The organism is Bradyrhizobium sp. ARR65 (genome assembly GCF_000472385.1).
Classification (GTDB): Bacteria; Pseudomonadota; Alphaproteobacteria; order Rhizobiales; family Xanthobacteraceae; genus Bradyrhizobium.
The window spans coordinates 40396-60362 of record NZ_AWZU01000018.1 but is presented as its reverse complement, the minus strand read 5'-3'; the positions used below and the strand labels follow the sequence as shown (position 1 = coordinate 60362).

Annotated in this window: 20 protein-coding genes; 12 read left to right on the top strand and 8 right to left on the bottom strand. The window is 63.2% G+C overall.

Annotation, left to right across the window (positions count from 1 at the left end):
• The first annotated feature begins 39 nt into the window (after nt 1-39).
• The 6 genes from rbfA (at nt 40) to F758_RS0120275 (ending at nt 5788) form a co-directional block, all read left to right on the top strand.
• Nucleotides 40-459 carry a 30S ribosome-binding factor RbfA gene (gene rbfA, locus F758_RS47120; protein ID WP_024509593.1) on the top strand — a complete coding sequence of 140 codons (420 nt, stop codon included), beginning with the start codon at nt 40-42 and terminating at the stop codon, nt 457-459.
• The gene (gene truB, locus F758_RS0120295; protein WP_024509592.1) at nt 456-1562 is read left to right on the top strand and encodes a tRNA pseudouridine(55) synthase TruB; all 1107 of its coding nucleotides are present in this window, start codon (nt 456-458) and stop codon (nt 1560-1562) included. Before rbfA ends, truB begins: the two co-directional genes overlap by 4 nt.
• 2 nt (nt 1563-1564) lie before the next feature.
• Nucleotides 1565-1834 (top strand): 30S ribosomal protein S15, encoded by a 270-nt coding sequence (gene rpsO / locus F758_RS0120290; RefSeq protein ID WP_024509591.1) that lies wholly within the window; start codon nt 1565-1567, stop codon nt 1832-1834.
• A 488-nt stretch (nt 1835-2322) separates the two neighbouring features.
• Nucleotides 2323-4500: a polyribonucleotide nucleotidyltransferase gene (gene pnp, locus F758_RS0120285; RefSeq protein WP_024509590.1), complete on the top strand. Its 2178-nt coding sequence runs from the start codon at nt 2323-2325 to the stop codon at nt 4498-4500.
• A 230-nt stretch (nt 4501-4730) separates the two neighbouring features.
• Nucleotides 4731-5195 carry a GNAT family N-acetyltransferase gene (locus F758_RS0120280; RefSeq protein ID WP_024509589.1) on the top strand — a complete coding sequence of 155 codons (465 nt, stop codon included), beginning with the start codon at nt 4731-4733 and terminating at the stop codon, nt 5193-5195.
• Entirely contained in the window at nt 5192-5788 is a 597-nt protein-coding gene (locus F758_RS0120275; protein WP_024509588.1) for a glutathione S-transferase family protein, read from the top strand. The genes F758_RS0120280 and F758_RS0120275 overlap by 4 nt, the downstream gene beginning before the upstream one ends.
• Nucleotides 5789-5978: 190 nt before the next feature.
• On the opposite strand, the gene fabI is transcribed toward F758_RS0120275, so the two are convergent.
• The 3 genes from fabI to fabA all read right to left on the bottom strand — a co-directional run bounded on the left by fabI (nt 5979) and on the right by fabA (nt 8776).
• Nucleotides 5979-6779 (bottom strand): enoyl-ACP reductase FabI, encoded by an 801-nt coding sequence (fabI, locus tag F758_RS0120270; protein ID WP_024509587.1) that lies wholly within the window; start codon nt 6777-6779, stop codon nt 5979-5981.
• Nucleotides 6780-6971: 192 nt separating this feature from the next.
• Nucleotides 6972-8195 (bottom strand): beta-ketoacyl-ACP synthase I, encoded by a 1224-nt coding sequence (gene fabB, locus F758_RS0120265; protein WP_024509586.1) that lies wholly within the window; start codon nt 8193-8195, stop codon nt 6972-6974.
• A gap of 59 nt (nt 8196-8254) precedes the next feature.
• The gene (gene fabA / locus F758_RS0120260) at nt 8255-8776 is read right to left on the bottom strand and encodes a 3-hydroxyacyl-[acyl-carrier-protein] dehydratase FabA (protein WP_024509585.1); all 522 of its coding nucleotides are present in this window, start codon (nt 8774-8776) and stop codon (nt 8255-8257) included.
• Nucleotides 8777-9128: 352 nt separating this feature from the next.
• Here fabA and irrA point away from each other — a divergent pair, with 352 nt between their 5' ends.
• A complete protein-coding gene (gene irrA / locus F758_RS0120255; RefSeq protein ID WP_024509584.1) occupies nt 9129-9620 on the top strand; it encodes an iron response transcriptional regulator IrrA in 492 nt (163 codons plus the stop codon).
• 168 nt (nt 9621-9788) lie between these two features.
• Here the strand turns inward: irrA and F758_RS0120250 are convergent, their stop codons facing one another.
• Entirely contained in the window at nt 9789-10316 is a 528-nt protein-coding gene (locus F758_RS0120250) for an SH3 domain-containing protein (RefSeq protein WP_024509583.1), read from the bottom strand.
• A gap of 307 nt (nt 10317-10623) precedes the next feature.
• Between F758_RS0120250 and F758_RS0120240 the strand changes: the two genes are divergently transcribed.
• Nucleotides 10624-11625: a 2-hydroxyacid dehydrogenase gene (locus tag F758_RS0120240; RefSeq protein WP_024509581.1), complete on the top strand. Its 1002-nt coding sequence runs from the start codon at nt 10624-10626 to the stop codon at nt 11623-11625.
• 59 nt (nt 11626-11684) lie between these two features.
• On the opposite strand, the gene F758_RS0120235 is transcribed toward F758_RS0120240, so the two are convergent.
• Complete coding sequence (locus F758_RS0120235; RefSeq protein WP_024509580.1) at nt 11685-12605, bottom strand: LysR family transcriptional regulator; 921 nt, start codon at nt 12603-12605, stop codon at nt 11685-11687.
• 119 nt (nt 12606-12724) lie between these two features.
• Between F758_RS0120235 and F758_RS0120230 the strand changes: the two genes are divergently transcribed.
• Nucleotides 12725-13729, top strand: coding sequence for an aldo/keto reductase (locus tag F758_RS0120230; RefSeq protein WP_024509579.1), 1005 nt, complete (start codon nt 12725-12727; stop codon nt 13727-13729).
• 72 nt (nt 13730-13801) lie between these two features.
• Here the strand turns inward: F758_RS0120230 and F758_RS0120225 are convergent, their stop codons facing one another.
• Nucleotides 13802-14602 (bottom strand): HesA/MoeB/ThiF family protein, encoded by an 801-nt coding sequence (locus tag F758_RS0120225; protein ID WP_024509578.1) that lies wholly within the window; start codon nt 14600-14602, stop codon nt 13802-13804.
• Between the two features lie 140 nt (nt 14603-14742).
• Between F758_RS0120225 and F758_RS0120220 the strand changes: the two genes are divergently transcribed.
• Entirely contained in the window at nt 14743-16107 is a 1365-nt protein-coding gene (locus F758_RS0120220; RefSeq protein ID WP_024509577.1) for a serine protease, read from the top strand.
• A gap of 353 nt (nt 16108-16460) precedes the next feature.
• Here F758_RS0120220 and F758_RS0120210 read toward each other — a convergent pair whose 3' ends face one another.
• Nucleotides 16461-17033 carry a GNAT family N-acetyltransferase gene (locus F758_RS0120210; protein ID WP_024509575.1) on the bottom strand — a complete coding sequence of 191 codons (573 nt, stop codon included), beginning with the start codon at nt 17031-17033 and terminating at the stop codon, nt 16461-16463.
• 284 nt (nt 17034-17317) lie between these two features.
• On the opposite strand from F758_RS0120210, the gene F758_RS44250 reads away from it, so the two are divergent.
• A complete protein-coding gene (locus F758_RS44250; protein WP_024509574.1) occupies nt 17318-18109 on the top strand; it encodes a nucleotide-binding protein in 792 nt (263 codons plus the stop codon).
• A gap of 30 nt (nt 18110-18139) precedes the next feature.
• Here F758_RS44250 and F758_RS0120200 read toward each other — a convergent pair whose 3' ends face one another.
• Nucleotides 18140-19054 (bottom strand): DMT family transporter, encoded by a 915-nt coding sequence (locus F758_RS0120200; protein ID WP_024509573.1) that lies wholly within the window; start codon nt 19052-19054, stop codon nt 18140-18142.
• A 94-nt stretch (nt 19055-19148) separates the two neighbouring features.
• On the opposite strand from F758_RS0120200, the gene F758_RS0120195 reads away from it, so the two are divergent.
• Nucleotides 19149-19922, top strand: coding sequence for an AraC family transcriptional regulator (locus F758_RS0120195; RefSeq protein ID WP_024509572.1), 774 nt, complete (start codon nt 19149-19151; stop codon nt 19920-19922).
• The last annotated feature ends 45 nt before the right edge of the window (nt 19923-19967 follow it).

Sequence of the window (19967 nt, the reverse complement as noted above, 5' to 3'; positions counted from 1 at the left end):
TGCCCGGGTCAAGCCCGGGCATGACAAGGTCAATTTTCTATGCCCCGTCCTCACCAGAAGCGAAGCTCGACGTCCGGTGCTTCGCAGCGCCAACTGCGAGTCGGCGAAGCCGTGCGCCACGCTGTTGCCGATATTCTTCAGCAGGGTCACGCGCACGATCCGGACCTTGAGGGCCATATCATTACGGTGCCTGAGGTCCGGATGTCGCCGGACCTGAAGCTTGCAACCATTTATGTCATGCCACTCGGCGGACGCGACACGGACATTGTGCTCGCGGCGCTCGATCGCAACAAGAAATTCCTACGCGGCGAAGTCGCTCGGCGCGTTAACTTAAAATTTGCTCCCGATATCCGCTTTCGCGTCGACGATCGATTCGACGAGGCGGAACGGATCGAGAAATTATTGAGAACGCCTGCGGTGCAAAGAGACCTCGCACCCGATTCGGACAAAGATCAATGAGCGTGACCCCCGCCAAGGGCGCAATCGGCTCCCAAATGGAGGCCGATTCGCGCCACGATGAAAAAGATATTTTCGCCGAGCTGCGCAGCACCGAGCCGCGCGGCCACAATGATCCGCGCGCGAAGAAGCAGCAGCAGAACAACCAACCGCGCCGCGACAAGCGCGACATCCATGGCTGGGTCGTGCTCGACAAGCCGATCGGCATGACGTCGACGCAGGCCGTTGCGGTGGTGAAGCGCCTGTTCCAGGCCAAGCGCGCAGGTCATGCCGGCACGCTCGATCCGCTGGCCTCAGGCGGCCTGCCGATCGCCCTCGGTGAGGCGACCAAGACCGTGCCTTTCGTGATGGACGGCCGCAAACGCTATCGCTTCACCGTGCGCTGGGGCGAGGAACGCGACACCGACGACACCGAGGGCCAGGTCGTCAAGACCAGCGATATCAGGCCGGCGCCGGAGGCCATTGAAGCGCTGCTGCCGCAATTCACCGGCCTGATCGAACAGATCCCGCCGCGCTATTCCGCGATCAAGGTCCAAGGCGAGCGGGCCTACGATCTTGCGCGCGACGGCGAGGTCGTGGAGCTGGCGCCCCGGCCGGTCGAGATTCACCAATTAACCCTCCTTGGCCAGCCCGATCGCGACCATTCCCTGTTCGAGGCCGAATGCGGCAAAGGAACCTATGTACGGGCGCTGGCCCGCGATATCGGCCGGATTCTAGGCTGTTTCGGCCATATCTCGGCCCTGCGGCGGACCGTGGTCGGACCTTTCGGCGAAAACGACATGATTCCGCTGGAACAGTTGGAGGCTTTATGCAATAGAGCCGCGTCGGGCGAGGGAAGCCTCGCCGACGCGCTTTTGCCCGTTGAGACCGCGCTGGACGACATCCCGGCACTGGCCGTCACTCGGGCTGATGCGGCAAGGCTCCACAGGGGCCAGGCCGTTTTGTTGCGCGGACGGGATGCGCCCAGTTGTAGCGGCACAGTCTATGTCACGGTGGCAGGCCGGCTTCTCGCGCTTGCCGAAGTCGGCAATGGCGAAATCATCCCCAAGCGCGTGTTCAACCTGACCGGGCTGACTGCCAGCTCCGGTCGCAACGAAAGAGTTTGACGATGTCGATTACCGCCGAACGCAAAGCGGAAGTCATCAAGGCAAGTGCCACCAAGTCCGGCGACACAGGCTCGCCGGAGGTCCAGGTCGCGATCCTGTCGGAGCGCATCAACAACCTGACCGAACATTTCAAGACCCACGTGAAGGACAATCATTCGCGCCGGGGCCTATTGAAGCTCGTCTCCACGCGCCGCTCGCTGCTCGACTACTTAAGGAAGACCGACGAGGCGCGTTACAAGGCGCTGCTTGAAAAGCACAACATTCGTCGTTGAGCTTGTTTGGAAGTGCACGCGCGCAGGATTGCGCGCGTTTTTGCATGATTTTTCGGGAGCCACGCGTGGCGTTCGGAAGAATCATCGTACGCAGGAGCATGATCCGGAAAGGCCAACCCCGTACTTGGTCGGGGTGGTCACGATTTTCCAAAGGGATCATTCTCACGTGATGAGCATGATAAGGACCGGGAGGCCGCGTAGCAAGGTGGCTGCCGGTTTTCCAGGAAGAGCATGCTCCGAAGAAGACGAGCGGAATGGCGTTTTGATGAAGCCGTTGCGCTCGAGGTGCGGCCAGCAGCAATTCGGCGGCTGGACGTAACGGGCAAGGTGCCCGTGAGAAGCCGAAAGGATGGACGCCATCCGAAAGATGACAACCATGGCAGGATCGCCGGACGCTGGCCTTTCTCCGTCAGCGTCCCGCCATCTTGCGCATGGTTTTTGTGTTTTGGGGCGGCCGTTCTTTCGTAAACCGATGAAAGAAGACCTCTATGTTCAATATTCATTCCGTCGAAATCGACTGGGGAGGACGTCCCCTCAAGCTTGAAACCGGAAAGATCGCCCGGCAGGCCGACGGTGCCGTCGTCGCGAGCTATGGCGAGACCGTGGTGCTCGCCACCGTTGTCGCCGCCAAGGCGCCGCGCGAGGGCGTCGATTTCCTTCCCCTGACCGTCGACTATCAGGAGAAGGCCTATGCTGCGGGGCGCATTCCTGGCGGCTATTTCAAGCGCGAGGGACGGCCGACCGAGAAGGAAACGCTGGTTTCCCGCTTGATCGATCGTCCGATCCGCCCGCTGTTCGTCGATGGCTGGCGCAACGAGACCCAGGTGATCGTCACTACGCTCTCGCATGACATGGAAAACGATCCCGACGTGGTGGCGATGGTTGCGGCCTCCGCCGCGCTGACGCTGTCGGGCGTGCCGTTCAAGGGCCCGATCGGCGCGGCGCGCGTCGGCTTCGTCAACGACGAATACGTGCTGAACCCGACGCTCGACGAAATGGCCGATACCCAGCTCGATCTCGTCGTCGCCGGCACCACCGATGCCGTACTCATGGTGGAATCGGAAGCGAAGGAGCTCAACGAGGACATCATGCTCGGCGCGGTCATGTTCGGCCACCGCCACTTCCAGCCGGTGATCAATGCGATCATCGATCTTGCGGAGAAGGCCGCCAAGGAGCCGCGCGAGGTCCAGCCCCTCGACGACAGCGCGCTGGAGAAAGAAATGCTCGGTGTGATCGAGCAGGACCTGCGCCAGGCCTATGCGATCGCCATCAAGCAGGAACGCTACGCCGCCGTTGCCGCCGCCAAGGACAAGGTGATGGCGCACTTCTTCCCGGAAGGGCAGGAGCCGAAATACGACAAGCTGCGGGTCGCCGACGTCTTCAAGAATCTCGAAGCCAAAATCGTGCGCTGGAATATTCTCGACACCGGCCGCCGCATCGATGGCCGCGACGTCAAGACCGTGCGCAACATCACCTGCGAGGTCGGCGTGCTGCCGCGCGCCCACGGCTCGGCGCTGTTCACCCGTGGCGAGACGCAGGCGCTGGTGGTGACCACGCTCGGCACCGCCGAGGATGAGCAGTTCGTCGACGCGCTGTCGGGAACGTACAAGGAAACGTTCCTGCTGCACTACAATTTCCCGCCCTTCTCGGTCGGCGAGACCGGGCGCCTCGGCGGCACCAAGCGGCGCGAGATCGGCCACGGCAAACTTGCCTGGCGCGCGATTCATCCCGTGCTGCCGCCGCATCACGAGTTTCCCTACACGGTGCGTGTGGTCTCGGAAATCACCGAGTCCAACGGCTCCTCGTCGATGGCGACCGTCTGCGGCTCGTCGCTGGCGCTGATGGATGCCGGCGTGCCGTTGAAGCGGCCGACCGCGGGTATCGCGATGGGCCTGATCCTCGAGGACAGCCGCTACGCCGTGCTATCGGACATTCTCGGCGACGAGGATCATCTCGGCGACATGGACTTCAAGGTCGCAGGCACCGAGACTGGCGTCACCTCGCTGCAGATGGACATCAAGATCGAGGGCATCACCGAGGAGATCATGCGGGTGGCGCTCGGCCAGGCCCGCGAGGGCCGCATGCACATTCTCGGCGAAATGGCCAAGGCACTCACCGCCGCGCGTGCCGAGCTCGGCGAATACGCGCCGCGCATCGAGACCTTCAAGATCCCGACCGACAAGATCCGCGAGGTGATCGGGACCGGCGGCAAGGTGATCCGCGAAATCGTGGAAAAGACCGGCGCCAAGATCAACATCGAGGACGACGGCACCGTGAAGGTTGCTTCCAACGACGGCGAGGCGATGAAGGCCGCGATCAAGTGGATCAAGTCGATCACTTCGGAGCCCGAGGTCGGCCAGATCTACGACGGCACGGTCGTCAAGGTGATGGAGTTCGGCGCGTTCGTGAACTTCTTCGGTTCCAAGGACGGCCTCGTTCACATCAGCCAGCTCGCGGACAAGCGCGTGCAGAAGACCACCGACGTCGTCAAGGAAGGCGACAAGGTCAAGGTCAAGCTGCTCGGCTTCGATGATCGCGGCAAGACCAGGCTGTCGATGAAGGCGGTCGACCAGACCACCGGCGAGGATCTGGAAGCCAAGCAGAAGGCCGAAGAGGCCAAGCAAAAGGCCGAGGCCGCACCGCCGCGCGAAGCCGCCGGCGAGTAAGGCTTTTCGTCACATAGCAAAACCAAAGGGCGGCCGAACGGTCGCCCTTTTTATTTTTTATCTTGGCCTCTTTACGTACTGGATCGTCCGCGAAGGCGGACGATCCAGTATCCCAAAGACTGCAATCGCATACGGATAGGTCGCGGCGTCCTGGATCTCCCGCATGCGCGGGGGGATGACGAACAGAGCGAAATCGGGACAGGTGTTTCGGCGTGAGCTATGCTTCATCCATGACAACGCCCGTCATTCGCCCCGCGCGATCCGATGAGTATGACGAAGTGGCCCGCGTCTGGATGGAGAGCTGGGTTTCCACCGGGCTTGCCGAGGCAAGCGGTTTTCTGCTCGCGAATTTGCGCGCACGCGTTCCCAAGGAGATCGAAAACGGCTGGAGCCTGTTCGTCGCCGATGACGACGGCGCGCTCGCGGCCATGCTGGCGCTGCATCTGCCGAAGCTTTATCTCGACCAGCTCATGGTGGCGCCGGCCTATCAGCGGCGCTCCCTGGGGCGGCAACTGCTCGCCTTCACGCGAACGCAATTGCCGGACGAGATTTGTCTGCGCTGCGTGCGCGAAAACGAAAAAGCCTGGCGCTGGTATGAGCGCGAGGGATTTGTCTTCGAAATGGAAGCTGTTGAGCCGATGACGGGGTTTATGATGAAGCACTATCGCTGGAAAAGGGAGGGAAATGCAACATGATGCAGCTCTACTGGTCGCCGCGCTCGCGCTCGTTCACGGCGCTCTGGCTGATGGAGGAAACCGGGAAGCCTTACGAGCGCGTGCTGACGGACATTTCCACCGGCGCGCAGAAAAGGGTCGAATATCTCGCGATCAATCCGATGGGCAAGGTACCGGCATTGAAAGACGGCGACGCCACCGTCGCGGAGTCGGCTGCGATCTGCGCCTATGTGGCCGAACGCTATCCCGACACCAGGCTGGCGCCGCCGCTCGGTGACCCCTTGCGCGGCAAATATCTGCAATGGCTGTTCTTCGCGCCCGGCTGCATCGAGCCCGCGATGGTGCAGATCGCAACCAAGCTCGAGATGAACCCGGTTGCGGCCGGATGGGGCGATGCACAACGCGTATTCGATGTGGTCGACGCCGCGCTCGAGAAAGGCCCGTGGATTCTCGGCGAGAATTTTTCCGCTGCCGATATCGTGATAGGCTCGGCGCTGAATTTTTCCGTGCGGCTGTTCAAGATGGTGCCCTCGCGCCCGTCATTCGACGCCTATCTCGCACGCTGCGTCGCGCGCCCGGCGTTCCAACGCGCCGAGAAGATCGCGGCGGGATAGTGCGGGTTGGCTCGCGCCCACGCACAACTGCCGTCATCCCCGAAGGCAGATGATCCAGTATTCCAGGGACGCTCGAGCTATTTCGAAGAGCCGCGGCGTACTTGGATGCCCCGCATTCGCGGGGCATGACGAGCTTCGGTGGGCACGAGCTACGGCGAACAAGTGCGCTTTGCCCACCCTACAACGCTCCTTACTGCGTCTTCAAATCCTCGGGGCGCGGCATCGAGATCACGTTGTAACCGGAATCGACATAATGGATCTCGCCGGTCACGCCACCGGATAGCTCCGAGAGCAGATACAGCGCCGAGCCGCCAAGCTCGTCGAGCGAGACGCCGCGACCGAGCGGCGAGTGCTTTTGCTGGAAGGCGAACATGGTACGCGCGTCGCCAATGCCGGAACCTGCGAGCGTGCGCACGGGACCGGCGGAGATCGCATTGACGCGGATGCCGCGCGCGCCGAAATCGGCGGCGAGATAGCGGACCGACGCTTCCAGCGCCGCTTTCGCCACGCCCATCACGTTATAATTCGGCATCACGCGCATCGAGCCGCCGAACGTCAAGGTGATCATCGCGCCGCCAGAAGGCGGCATCAGGTCTGCGGCACGCTTGGCGAGCTCGGTGAAGGAAAAGCAGGAGATCAGCATGGTGCGCGAGAAATTCTCGCGCGTGGTATCGGCGTAGCGGCCCTTCAGCTCGTTCTTGTCGGAGAAGGCGATGGCATGCACCAGAAAATCGAGGCCACCCCATTTGTCGCGCAAGGATTGGAAAACCGAATCGACACTCTCGAGGCTTTCGACCTCGCAGGGCAGGACAAGATCGACGTTGAGCGACTCCGCCAGCGGGCGGACCCGCTTGCCCAACGCCTCGCCCTGATAGGTGAAGGCGAGCTCCGCGCCGGCGCCCGCGAGCGTCTTGGCAATGCCCCAAGCGATCGAATGATCATTGGCGATGCCCATGATCAGACCGCGCTTGCCCTTCATCAGCTCCTGCATACTACGCCCGCTCCATGTTCCCCTGTCATCACCCGCGTATGCGGGTGATCCAGTATTCCAGAGGCGTCAATGAATCAATCGAGAAGCCGCGGCGTACTGGATGCCCGCCTGCATCCGATCTCGGGTTTACCCGAGATCGGCACAACCAGTGCGCAAGTCGGCAAAAGCCGACCTGCGGGGCATGACGAAACCTTACGCATCCAGCCGCTTGAATACCAGCGTGGCGTTGGTGCCGCCGAAGCCGAACGAGTTCGACAGCACCGTGCCGAGCTTGGCATTGTCGATGCGCTTGCGCACGATCGGCATGTCGGCAAAGACCGGATCGAGTTCGCTGATGTGGGCGCTTTCGCAGATGAAGCCGTTGTTCATCATCAGAAGCGAATAGATCGCCTCCTGCACGCCGGTGGCGCCCAGCGAATGCCCGGTGAGCGCCTTGGTCGCGGAGATCGGCGGAGACTTCTCGCCGGTGCCGAACACTTTGCGGATCGCATCGATCTCCGGCGGATCGCCCGCCGGCGTCGAGGTCGCGTGGGGGTTGATGTAGTCGACCTTGGTCTTCACGGTCGAGAGCGCCTGTCTCATGCAGCGCTCGGCACCCTCGCCCGACGGCGCGACCATGTCATAGCCATCGGACGTGGCACCGTAGCCGACGATCTCGGCATAGATGCGCGCGCCGCGCGCTTTCGCATGCTCGAGCTCCTCGAGCACGACGACGCCGGCGCCGCCGGCGATCACAAAGCCGTCGCGGTTGATGTCGTAGGGCCGCGAAGCCGTGGCAGGCGTATCGTTGTATTTCGACGACATCGCCCCCATCGCGTCGAACAGCACGGACAAGGTCCAGTCGAGCTCCTCGCAGCCGCCCGCGAAGATGACGTCCTGCTTGCCCCACTGGATGGTCTCGTACGCATTGCCGATGCAATGGTTGGAGGTCGCGCAAGCGGAAGAGATCGAGTAGTTGACGCCCTTGATCTTGAACCAAGTGGCGAGCGTCGCGGACGCCGTCGACGACATCGCCTTCGGCACCGCAAAAGGCCCGACCTTCTTCGGTCCCTTGCTCCGAGTGATGTCGGCGGCCTCCACGATGGTGCGTGCTGAGGGGCCGCCCGAACCCATGATGATGCCGGTGCGCTCGTTTGAGATTTCGGTCGGCTCCAGGCCCGAGTCCTGGATCGCCTGCTCCATCGCGATGTGATTCCAAGCGGCGCCCTGGCCCAAAAATCGCATGGCGCGGCGATCGATCACGCCTGAAGGGTCGAGCGTCGGCGCACCTTGCACCTGCGAACGGAAGCCAAGTTCCGCATACTTATCAGCCCGCGTAATTCCCGACTTCGCGTCGTAGAGGCTCGCAAGCACTTCCTGGGTGTTGTTTCCGATGGATGAGACAATGCCCATCCCCGTGATGACAACCCGCCTCATGTTCGCCTCGCCTGCCGTTATGCCCTTAAGTCCTTGTTCAACGTTTCCCGGTTCAACGTTCAACCCGGCGCGGTGCCTTGCTTGAACAGTCCGACCTTCAAATCCTTGGCGCGATAGATAATCTGGCCGTCCACGGAAAGCCACCCGTCGGCGATCCCCAGCACCAGCTTTGAGCGCATCACGCGCTTGATGTCGACGTTGTACACAACCTTCCGCGCGTCCGGCAGCACCTGGCCACCGAACTTCAATTCACTCAAGCCCAGCGCGCGGCCGCGACCCTCGCCGCCGATCCAACCGAGATAGAAGCCGACCATCTGCCACAGCGCATCGAGACCGAGGCAGCCGGGCATGACGGGGTCATTCTTGAAATGGCAGCCGAAGAACCAGAGGTCCGGCTTGACGTCGAGTTCGGCACGCACCAGGCCCTTGCCGAACTCACCGCCGGTATCGCTGATCTCGGTGATGCGGTCGAACATCAGCATTGGCGGCAGCGGTAATTGTGCGTTGCCGGGGCCGAATATCTCGCCGCGGGCGCAGGCCAGCAAATCCTCGTATTCGTAACCGGAGCGCCGTTGCAGCATGCCAGGTCGCCTCTCCTCTAAAATCCTCGATCGAGCAGTTTTCCGCGAAACGGACCCCAAATCGCGTGGGAAGCCCACCGGATCGTCGCTTAACCGGTGCAGCTACATCAGAGTGTCACGACACGCTTGTACACGCCTGCGCCGATATCGGTGATCGGGTCCGCGCGCTCTCTAACACAGGCCCCGCGGAGGGCAAAGCTCGGCAACAACAGCTAAATCGCCGCATCGGGCTTATAGTTCCGAAAGGGGGAGCTGGCCGCTTTCTAGTTGCGAAAAACTTGCATCTGGCGAATTTCCTTCTTATATTGCGGGGCGATAGTCTGAACTCTCCAGCCCGGTGCCTGACGTGGAAATGAACGAAAAGGCGGCGCGTTTGAACGACGAGACCGCTCCTCTCGCGGCCCCAGAGAAGGGCCGGCAGCCGGCTTTGAACGGCTGCCCTTGGCACGATGTCAACGAAATGCTGCAGTCGGCGGGCCTGCGCCCGACGCGACAGCGCATGGCGCTGGGATGGCTGCTGTTCGGCAAGGGCGCCCGTCACCTCACTGCAGAAATGCTGTATGAGGAGGCGACGCTCGCGAAAGTGCCGGTGTCGCTCGCGACCGTCTACAACACTCTCAACCAACTGACCGATGCCGGCCTGCTGCGTCAGGTCAGTGTGGATGGGACCAAGACCTATTTCGATACCAACGTCACCACCCATCACCACTTCTATCTCGAGCACAATCACGAGTTGGTCGACATTCCCGACCCGCATTTGGCGCTGTCGAAAATACCCGACGTGCCCGACGGCTACGAGATCTCGCGCATCGACATGGTGGTGCGCCTGCGCAAAAAGCGCTGAGCTGTCTCTGCTATCGGTTATATCGCTGTAGCTTGCCGTCATTCCGGGCCGGCGCCAACGGGTCCGCGTAAAGCGCGGCCCGATGACAGGCTCCGAACCAAACCCCGAGTCTCAAGGTTCTGGGTTGGATGCTTATGCATCGCCCCGGAATGACGCGCTGGAGCTGCGTCAATTCACATGCTCGTCGGCATAAACGCCCCAGAGCCGCTGCTGCTCGATCCAGCCGTCAAAGCCATTGCCGGCGACGTGGCACCAGTGGGAATCGCATTTCTTGACTTGGGCGATGACGCCCGCCTGCAGGCGTGCGGTCACCGCGCTCGCCGTATCGGCGCTCTCGTGCAGCGCGGCGAGATCATCCTTGTGCTTCATGGTGACGACCGCCGTGCGGCGCCCGGACAGCAGCGAGTGATAGACCCAGCCCTCGGAACCTTCGGAGTCACGCACGCGCCGCCAATTCTCGAACTCCGCGGTGACTTCAACCGGCAGTCCAGCGCGCGTGTAGACCCAGGCCACATCATTGTCCTTGGTCGGGCCGGCGCGGACATTCACATGGTCGGATTTCAAGCTGACATAGCGCGGAACGGGCAGCCCGCTCGTGGTGACGACCGTATCCTTCGCCGAAAAACCTGTCGTGACCGAAGCTCCCAGCCAACCGCCAACGAGCACCGCGACCAAACAGAAACGCCCCAACGCCATTCCACTCGTCTCCTGCCGAGATTAGCGCAATTCAATTCTTGCGAGCCGAATTGCAGCAATCTGCGCCAGATCCCCTTAAGTCCCCGCCACGGCCCAGGCTAACGCAGGCCTCTCCCCGCGCGCGGGGTTCTTGTCTTGGCCCCGCCTTCTGCTAGAGAGGACGGAACACCTTAGCGCCAAGACGCGCCCGAGGCCCTCTGACGACCTGAGGCAGATCGGGAACCCCAGGAAACGCCGGGACCAAGCGGCCATGGCAGTGTCGAACAACCGGGTTAATGAGGTCTGAACGGCCTCATGAGTGCAGGCCATGTCGGGTAAGAAAAAACCTCTTGTTGTCGTCACACGCAAGCTGCCGGATACGATCGAGACCCGCATGCGCGAATTGTTCGACGCGCGGCTCAATCTCGACGATACACCGATGACGGCCGAGCAGCTCGCGGAAGCGGCGCGCACCGCCGATGTGCTGGTGCCGACCGTCACCGACGAGATCACCTCCGACCTTCTCAACGCGGCCGACTGCAAGCTCAGGCTGATCGCCAATTTCGGCAACGGCGTCGACAATATCGACGTCGCGGCGGCGCATGCGCGCGGCATCACCGTCACCAACACGCCAAAGGTTCTGACCGAAGACACCGCCGACATGACCATGGCGCTGATCCTGGCGGTGCCGCGGCGGATGATCGAAGGCTCGCTGATTCTGACCGAGGGGCGGAACTGGCCGGGCTGGTCACCGACCTGGATGCTCGGCCATCGCATCGGAGGAAAGCGGCTCGGCATCGTCGGCATGGGCCGCATCGGGCAGGCGGTGGCGCGGCGCGCCCGCGCTTTCGGCCTGCAGATTCATTACCACAACCGCCGTCCCGTAGCGCCCCGCATCGCCGAGGAACTCGGGGCGACCTATTGGGAAAGCCTCGACCAGATGCTGGCGCGGATGGACATCATTTCGGTGAACTGTCCGCACACGCCGGCGACGTTCCACCTGCTTTCGGCGCGGCGCCTCAAACTGATCCGCAAGGACGCCTATATCGTCAACACCGCGCGCGGCGAGATCATCGACGAGGATACGTTGGTCAAGCTGATCGAAGCCGGCGACATCGGGGGCGCAGGCCTCGACGTGTTCGAGAACGAACCTGCGGTCAACCCGAAGTTCGTGCGCCTTGCGAAAGCCGGCAAGGTGACGCTGCTGCCGCATATGGGCTCGGCCACGATCGAGGGCCGCGTCGAGATGGGCGAGAAGGTCATCATCAACATCCGCACCTTTCTCGACAATCACAAACCGCCGGATCGCGTGCTGCCCAGCATGCTGTGAAATAAGCCGTCGTCCCGGCCAAGCCACCGGGTGGCTTCTCCGGGACGAGTTTGCGGCACCTATTGCGACTTCCCGCTCCGCCGCTCCTGCTTGCGCCATTCGCCGACGAAGGCGACGAACGCGGCGAGCGCGGGCGGTGGCTGGCGACGGCTCGGGTAATAGAGAAACGGCCCCGGAAATGGCGGACACCATTCCTCGAGCACGCTCACCAGCGCGCCCGACTTCACCGCCTCGCGGACCCAGCCCTCGAACGTCATCCAGAATCCGACGCCATCGATGGCCGCCCGCAGCGCCAGCGGCTGATAGACCGCGGTCAGCCTTGCCGGCGGCGACACTTTGACGATCCGACCCGCCCTCTCGAATTCCCAATCCAGCATGGTGCCGCTGCCAAAGCGGGTACGGATCGCGGGGTGATCGAGGAGGTCGTTCGGTTCGGTCGGCGTTCCATGCTGCGCAACATATTGCGGCGAAGCCACCACAGCGTAGCGCTGCGGCGGGCCGAGCGCCACCGCGATCATGTCCTGCGCGAGATGCTCGCCATAGCGTACGCCGGCATCGAAGCCGGCGTCGACGATGTCGACGAACGTGCTCTCGGCGACGATCTCCAGGTCGATTTTGGGGTAGGCCCGCAGGAACGAACCGACCATCGGCGCCAACACCAGGTCGACCGCCGGCGGCGGCGCGTTGATGCGGAGCCGCCCCGATGGCCCTTCTCGCAGGCCGCGCACGCGTTCCAGCGCCTCGTTCACCTCGGTCATTGCCGGCCCCACGCGCGCCAGGAGCATTTCGCCGGCTTCGGTGACCGCGACACTGCGGGTGGTGCGGTTTAGGAGGCGCACGCCAAGCCGCTCCTCAAGATCGCGTAGCCGCTGGCTGAGGCTGGAGGTCGAGACCCCCTGCTCGCGGGCCGCGCGGCGGAAATTGCGGGTGCGGGCGACGGCGACAAAGGCCGCGAGATCGCGGTAATCGAAATCGATCATTGTTCGGTATACTGAACAAGATGTTCAGCATTGTCCAGCTTATCGGCGCAATAACAGACCCTCATATCAACGGCAACTTCAACTGCGGGCATTGGCCCGCCATTTCGAGGAGAGCCACGATGGAGAAACGCAAACTCGGTTCGACCGGCCCCAGCGTGTCGGCGATCGGCCTCGGCTGCATGGGCATGTCGGATTTCTATGGCCCCGCCGACCGCAGCGAGAGCATCGCGACCATTCATGCCGCGCTGGATGCGGGCATCACCCTGCTCGACACCGGCGATTTCTATGGCATGGGCCACAATGAAATGCTGATCCGCGAAGCGCTCGCCGGCCGTGACCGCGATTCCTTGCAGATCTCGGTCAAGTTCGGCGCGTTGCGCGATCCGGCCAAGGGCTGGTTCGGTTATGACAGCCGCCCGGTCGCCGTGCGCAATTTCCTCGCCTATTCGCTGCAACGCCTCGGCGTCGACCACATCGACATCTATCGCCCGGCGCGGCTCGATCCGTCGGTGCCTATCGAAGAGACCGTGGGCGCCATCGCCGACATGATCAAGGCCGGCTATGTCAAACATATCGGACTGTCCGAGGTCGGCTCGGAGACCATCCGCCGCGCGCATGCGGTCCATCCGATTTCGGATCTGCAGATCGAATACTCCCTGGTCTCACGCGGCATCGAGAGCGAGATCCTCAAAACCTGCCGCGAACTCGGCATCGGCATCACAGCCTATGGCGTGCTGTCGCGCGGACTGATCAGCGGTCACTGGTCGAAGGACCGTTCGGGGCAAGCGGATTTTCGCAAGATGAGCCCACGCTTTCAGGGCGCCAATCTCGATGCCAATCTCACGCTTGTCGAGAAACTGCGCGCAATCGCGGAAGACATCGGTGCCACGCCCGCGCAGCTCGCGATCGCCTGGGTGGCCGCGCAAGGCGCTGACATCGTGCCGCTAATCGGCGCCCGCCGCCGCGACCGGCTGACGGAAGCGCTTGGCGCGCTGGATGTCGTGCTGACGCGGGACGATCTCGCCGCACTCGCCAAGACCTTCCCGCCCGGCATCGCTGCCGGCGAGCGTTATCCGGAATCGCAGCTCGTGCACATGGACAGCGAGCGCCCGCTGACGGCGTGATGTGAAAGCGTGAGGCGGTGCTGGTGCCGCGAACTCCCTCGCCTCTCCCCGTGAAGGACGGGGAGAAGGAGATCACACATGCGCGCTGAGATCGGTGATGGTGAGCCCATCGCCGTTGAGCGGATTGTTCGGATCGCGCGCATAGCGGAGCGTTTCAAAACGCATGGTGCGCGCGTCCACCATCAACAGCCGTCCGACCAGGCCGTCGCCGAAGCCGACGATCTCGCGGATGGCCTCCAGCGCCATCATCGAACCCAGCATGCCCGCGAGCGCGCCCATGACGCCCGCTTCGACGCAAGGCGGCACGGTGCCGGGCGGCGGCGGCTCGGGAAACAGGCAGCGATAGGTCGGGTTGAACTCGCCGTTCTCGTTCTTCTCGTGCGCCCGGATGGTGGTGAGCGAGCCGTCGAAAGTCCCGAGCGCGGCCGTGATCAGCGGTTTCGCAGCGAGGAAGCAGGCATCGGAAACCAGATAGCGCGTTTCAAAATTGTCGGAGCCGTCGAGCACGAGATCATAGCCACCGATGAGGTCGAGCGCGTTGTCCGCCTTGAGCCAGGTGGCATGGGCGGCGAAGCGGACATGCGGGTTGAGCGCATGGATGCGCTCGGCCGCAGTGTCGACCTTGCGTCGGCCGATATCGGGCGTGGTGTGAATGATCTGGCGCTGCAGATTGGATAACGAGACCACGTCGTCATCGACCACACCAAGCGCGCCGACACCGGCCGCGGCCAGATACATCAGCGCGGGCGCGCCCAGGCCGCCGGCGCCGATCACCAGCACGGAGGCCTCCTTCAGAGCGGCCTGCCCGGGACCGCCGACCTCGCGCAGCACGATGTGACGGGCGTAGCGCTCGAGTTCTTCCTCGCTGAACATGGTCTTGCTACTCCTTACCTTGTTCGCCTGCCGCTCCTCATGATGAGGCTACCGAGTTTTCCATGAACCCTGGCGCTGTCATTGCCGACCAACGAGATGTGCTTAAGCCAGAGCAAGTTCAATCGCCTGCCGGATTTGTCATGAGAGCGATGCTCGCCGCAATGGTCTTCCTGACCTCGACCGTTCTTGCACAGGCGCAGGTGACCCAGCCGAGCACCGTCGGCGCCAAGCCGAAACAGGTGGCGACCACGCCGGTCCGCCCTGCCGTGCAGACGCCGACCGACAGCGCCAACGCCATGGCGCAGGCGGAACGGCTGGCGCTGCAATCCGACCTCGCCTGGGTCGGCGAATATAACGGCGCGATCACCGGCGACGTCAGCGAGCGCATGGTCGCCGCGATTAAGGAATACCAGAAGTCCCGCGGCGGCAAGCCGACCGGTGTACTCAATCCGCAGGAACGCAGCGCGCTCGCCGAGACCGCGCGGCGACGCCAGGAGAATGTCGGCTGGAAGATCGTCACCGATCCCGTCACCGGCGCGCGCCTCGGCATCCCCACAAAATTGGTGCCGCAACAATCGAGCGACGCCACCGGCAGCAAATGGAGTTCGCCGACCGGCACCATCCAGCTCCTGTTGACCCGGCGCAAGGAAGCTAATCCCACCACCACAAAGCTCGCTGACCGCGAAAAGAAGGAGCCGGCAGGGCGCAGCGTCGACTATACCGTGGTCAAGCCGGACTTCTTTGTTCTCTCCGGCCTGCAGGGCCTGAAGAAGTTTTATGTGCGCGGCACTTTCAAGGACGATGAAGTCCGCATCATGACCATCCTCTACGACCAGGCGACCGAAAATACCGTCGAGCCCGTGGTGATCGCGATGTCGAGCGCGTTCAATGCGTTTCCGCCCGCCGTGCAAGTCGGAGGTCCACCGCCGCGCCGGACGGTCGAATACGGCACAGGCGTTATCGTCAGCGACGACGGCGCGATCGTGACGGACCGCGAGGTCACCGACGGCTGCATCGCCATCACCATTCCGGGCTTCGGCCATGCCGACCGCGTAGCCGACGACCGCGAGCGCGGGCTTGCGCTGTTGCATATCTATGGCGCGCGCAGCTTGAAACCTTTGTCACTGGCGAGCAGTGCAGCAGCAACGGCCGTTGACGTGATCGGCATTGCCGATCCGCAAAGCCAGGGTGGCGGCGCGGCGGTGAGCGTCATCAAGGCGCAGCGCTCGCAAGTCGGGGATTCCAGCGATGCCGCGCTGTCCCCGGTGCCAGGGTTCGGCTTTTCCGGTGCCGCAGCACTCAATGATGCGGGCAAGTTTGCCGGCATCGCGCTGCTGAAGCCGGCGACCATTGCTGGGCCATCGAACGCCACGGCTGCAGCCCAGGCGGTGCTGGTCTCGCCGGATGCGGTTCGCGCTTTTCTCAAGGCGAATGGCATTGAGGCGAATGGCTTGTCGACAGACGCCAAGGCTGCCGTAGTCCGCGTGATCTGTGTGCGGAAGTAGGCAATTCCTCGCCACGTCCGGGACGAGATTTCGCTGGTGCCAAGCGCCGCCTGCTGCACGTTGCGCGCGATCTCCTGGGTGGCGGAGCCCTGTTCTTACACGGCGCTGGCAATCGCGGTGGCAATCTCGTTCATTTGGTTGATGGTCGCGCTGATGCCCCTCATCGCGGCGATTGCCTCGCCGGATGACGGGTTCGGCAGAACGCTGCCGCGCGAATGTTCAGCGCGCGCAGAGCACGGTGCGCGCGAAAGCGCTGCCATAAGCCGAAGCTGGCGACAGCAGCATTGATGGCACTGCCACCAGCCGCCGCTCGCGTCGAGAGACCATGCCCATCGGATTCCGCCGGCTGACCGTCATTTCCGGCCTTTCTGATGCGCCTGCCGGGCCAGCCAGCTTTCGCGGGTGACTTCCCACTTCTCCGAGACCTTTTGGCCGCTGTGGTTCTGCAGCTCGACATAGCCGATGAATCTCGCCCCGGTCTTTTCCTTTACCCGGCGCGAGGCCACGTTGGTGACCACGTTGCAGGCGTAAAAGCGCTCAAGCCGCAGCGTGCCGAATACGAAGTCGTCGACCGCCGCTACCGCCTCGGTCATCAGGCCCTGGTTCCAGTACGGCTCCGCCAGCCAAAAGCCGCGGCTGCCGTTCGGAAGGTCCGCCCGCGGCTCGAAACGAAAATTCCCGATTGCCTCCCCATCGCCCGAGCGCAGCACCAGGACCCATTGATAGATCTCCTCGCCGGAGGCGATCTTCTCCAGCTCGCGTTTGATGAAGGTCTCGGCGCCATCAGCCGGATAGGGCCAGGGAACGATCGTCGCCAGGTTCTTGATGATGTTCCAGTTGTTGAAGTGACGTTGAATCGCTGGCGCGTCCGATAGCGCAAGCGGTCGCAGGATCAGTCGCCGGGTCTCGAGAGTCGGAGTTTCCATCAATCTTCTCACCGCGGGATGAGTGGTCTTGGACTAGTCAGCCCGCTCTATCTTCGTGCTCCAGGTAGCGCAGCCGCGATATCACGCACGATCGTACTCGTACGGAGTTGTCACGACTGCCATAATCAGTCATCCTCGGCCATTAGCGAATCGGACTACCGCGATCTCCCTCTCCTTGGGATCGGGCCGGAACGTCCTGAGCGAGAATCGCTCGGCATCGCGAAAGGCGATGCAGCTCAGTGTGGCGTATCCGCAAAACCCCGTAAACTCCTAAGGATACCTCTATGTATACGATCGTTTTGGCCACCCAAAAGGGTGGCAGCGGCAAGAGTACGCTCGCCATTGGGCTCGCGCTGGCGGCGAGGGACGCCAGGCACAACGTCCGACTGATCGAGACTGACAAACAGGGCACGCTCTCGAACTGGCAGGCTCGCCGCGGCCTGGCCGAACCGATCGTCGAGGCCGTCTACGATGCCCGGGATATCGAGCAGCGCTTGCAGGCGCTGGAACGCGGCGGTGTGACGCTCACCGTGATCGATACCGCGAGCGGCACCAATGCCGCGACCACGGCGGCCATCCGCTACTCCGACCTCTGCATCATTCCTGCGCGCCCTAGTGTCGCCGACATCGAGGCGATGGTGCCGACGCTGGCCGTGGCCCGCGCCTGGCGCACCCCGTTCGCCTTCGTCCTCAACCAGACGCCGATTCGCGGCGGCCATCGCGTGAACGACGCGACCTCGGTGCTCGACGAGCGGGCGCCGCGCGATCTGGCCGAGGTGCTGGCACAGCCTTTCATCGTGATGCGCAACGACCACCAGGACGCGCTCGCTGCCGGCCTTGCCGTGAGCGAATACGCGCCATCAGGCAAATCCGCCGCGGAAATCCGCGAATTGTGGAGGTGGATCGACAACCGCCTGCACGGCTCAATGGTGGCCGGGGAAGAAGCTGCGGGCGAATTCAGGGAGGAGCCGTTCCGATTCGTGTTCGGAGAGACACCCGTGCGGCCGACCGCGCCCGTGGTCCCGCCGCTTCCGGCATGGCGCGACATCGACCCATCCTGGGACGCCTGCCTTTAGCGCGCGCTATCGCTGCGCAAAGCGCGTATCTTACTCGACCGCCAGCGCGGCGCGGCGAAGCAACGGGCGCCTGACGATCTGCGCAACGGCGACGCCGAGCAGCGCGAGGCCGCCGCCGACGATGTGATAGGACCGAATCGGCTCACCGAGCATGACGATCGCGCCGGCTGCCGTAAGCACGGGCAGCAGGTTCATGAACACGGCACAACGGTTGGGTCCGAGTTGGTGAACGCCGCGGACCCACAAGAACGGCAGCACCACCGAGGCCAGTCCGCCGGCGTAGGCGATCAACGGCAGGGTGTCCCGATTGAGCTGGCGCAGCGGCGCCGGCGTCGCAAGAAAGGCGGGAAACATGATCGCCAGCGCACATAGCGCCTGCAGATAGGTCGATTCCCAGCCGGTCACGCCGAGATTCCAGCGTTTCAGCAACACCCCGTAAAGCGCATAGACGACGGCCGCCAGCAGCATGAGGGGGTCGCCGACATGAACACCCTCGTGCAGGAGCGCTCCGGGGGTGCCGCTGCTGACGAGATAGACGAGGCCCGCCAGCGACAAAAAGCCGCCGCCGACCATGCCTATGGTCGGCGGCTCGCCGAGCAGCAGCGCACTGAGGCCGACGCTCAGTAGCGGCGTCAGTGCCGTGAAGACCGCCATATTCGTCGCCGTCGTCGTTTCCGCCGCCAGATAGGACAAGCTCTGGAACAGGCACATGGCGAGAAAGCCGAGAATGACGAACTGACCGAGATGGGGCCAGACCGCCTGCCGGTTGCGCCACGCGGGGCCTGCGACGAACAGACTCATCAAGAGAACCGCCAGCAGCAGGCGATAGAAGGTGATGGCCTGCGGACCAATGGCGTGCGCGGACAGCCGCGAGACGATGACATTTCCCGCCCACAGGACGATGGCAAAAAAGGGATAGAGAAAGGCTAAATTGCGCTTGAGCATGAGACCTCGCGGGACGGTGGGCGGACCTGTCTGGTAACGAATCGCGATCCGATCGGTCTCGCGGTAGAATGACGAGATCTAGCGAGATTGGGACATGCTTGACGATCTCATAAGGCGTCACCTCGACTATCACGCCACTCCCCGGCCGATCGCGGCAATGGAGATCGACTATCCGAGCGGCACGTCCACGGGATTGCACGCGCATCCACGCGGCCAGCTTCTTCACGCCATAACAGGCGTCATGATCGTTCGCTCCGCCGCCGGCTCCTGGGTCGTGCCGCCGAATCGTGCGCTCTGGCTCGCCGCCGACCTCGAACATGAAGTGCAGATGTGCGGTGAGGTGAAGATCCGCACGGTATTCGTCGATCCGGACGCGGCACCGCATCTGCCGCGAACGAGCTGCGTCATCGCGGTCTCCGCGCTGCTGCGCGAATTGATCGTTGCAGCCGTCGCCGTGCCGATCGATTACGAGAGAGGTTCGCGCGACGAGCGCCTTCTGCTTCTGCTGCTCGACGAGCTGCGCAAGTTCGATGCGCTCCCGCTGCATCTTCCTGCACCGCGCGATATCCGCCTGCGAACGATCTGCGAAGCCCTGACCTCAAGGCCCGACGATGTCACTACCGCCCAGCAATGGGCGGACCGGATCGGCGTAACGGCGAAGACGTTGCACCGGCTGTTCTCGAAGGAGACCGGTATGACCTTCGGCCAGTGGCGCCAGCAGGCGCGACTCCTGTTCGCCCTGCAGCGGCTTGCGCGCGGGGAAAAGATCATCGATGTCGCGTTCGACAGCGGCTATGCGAGCCAGAGTGCCTTCACGGCCATGTTCCGCAAGCATTTTGGCATTCCGCCCAGCGCCTTCTATCGCTAGAGCATGATCCGGAAAAGCGGGCAGCGGTTTTCCGAAAAGATCATG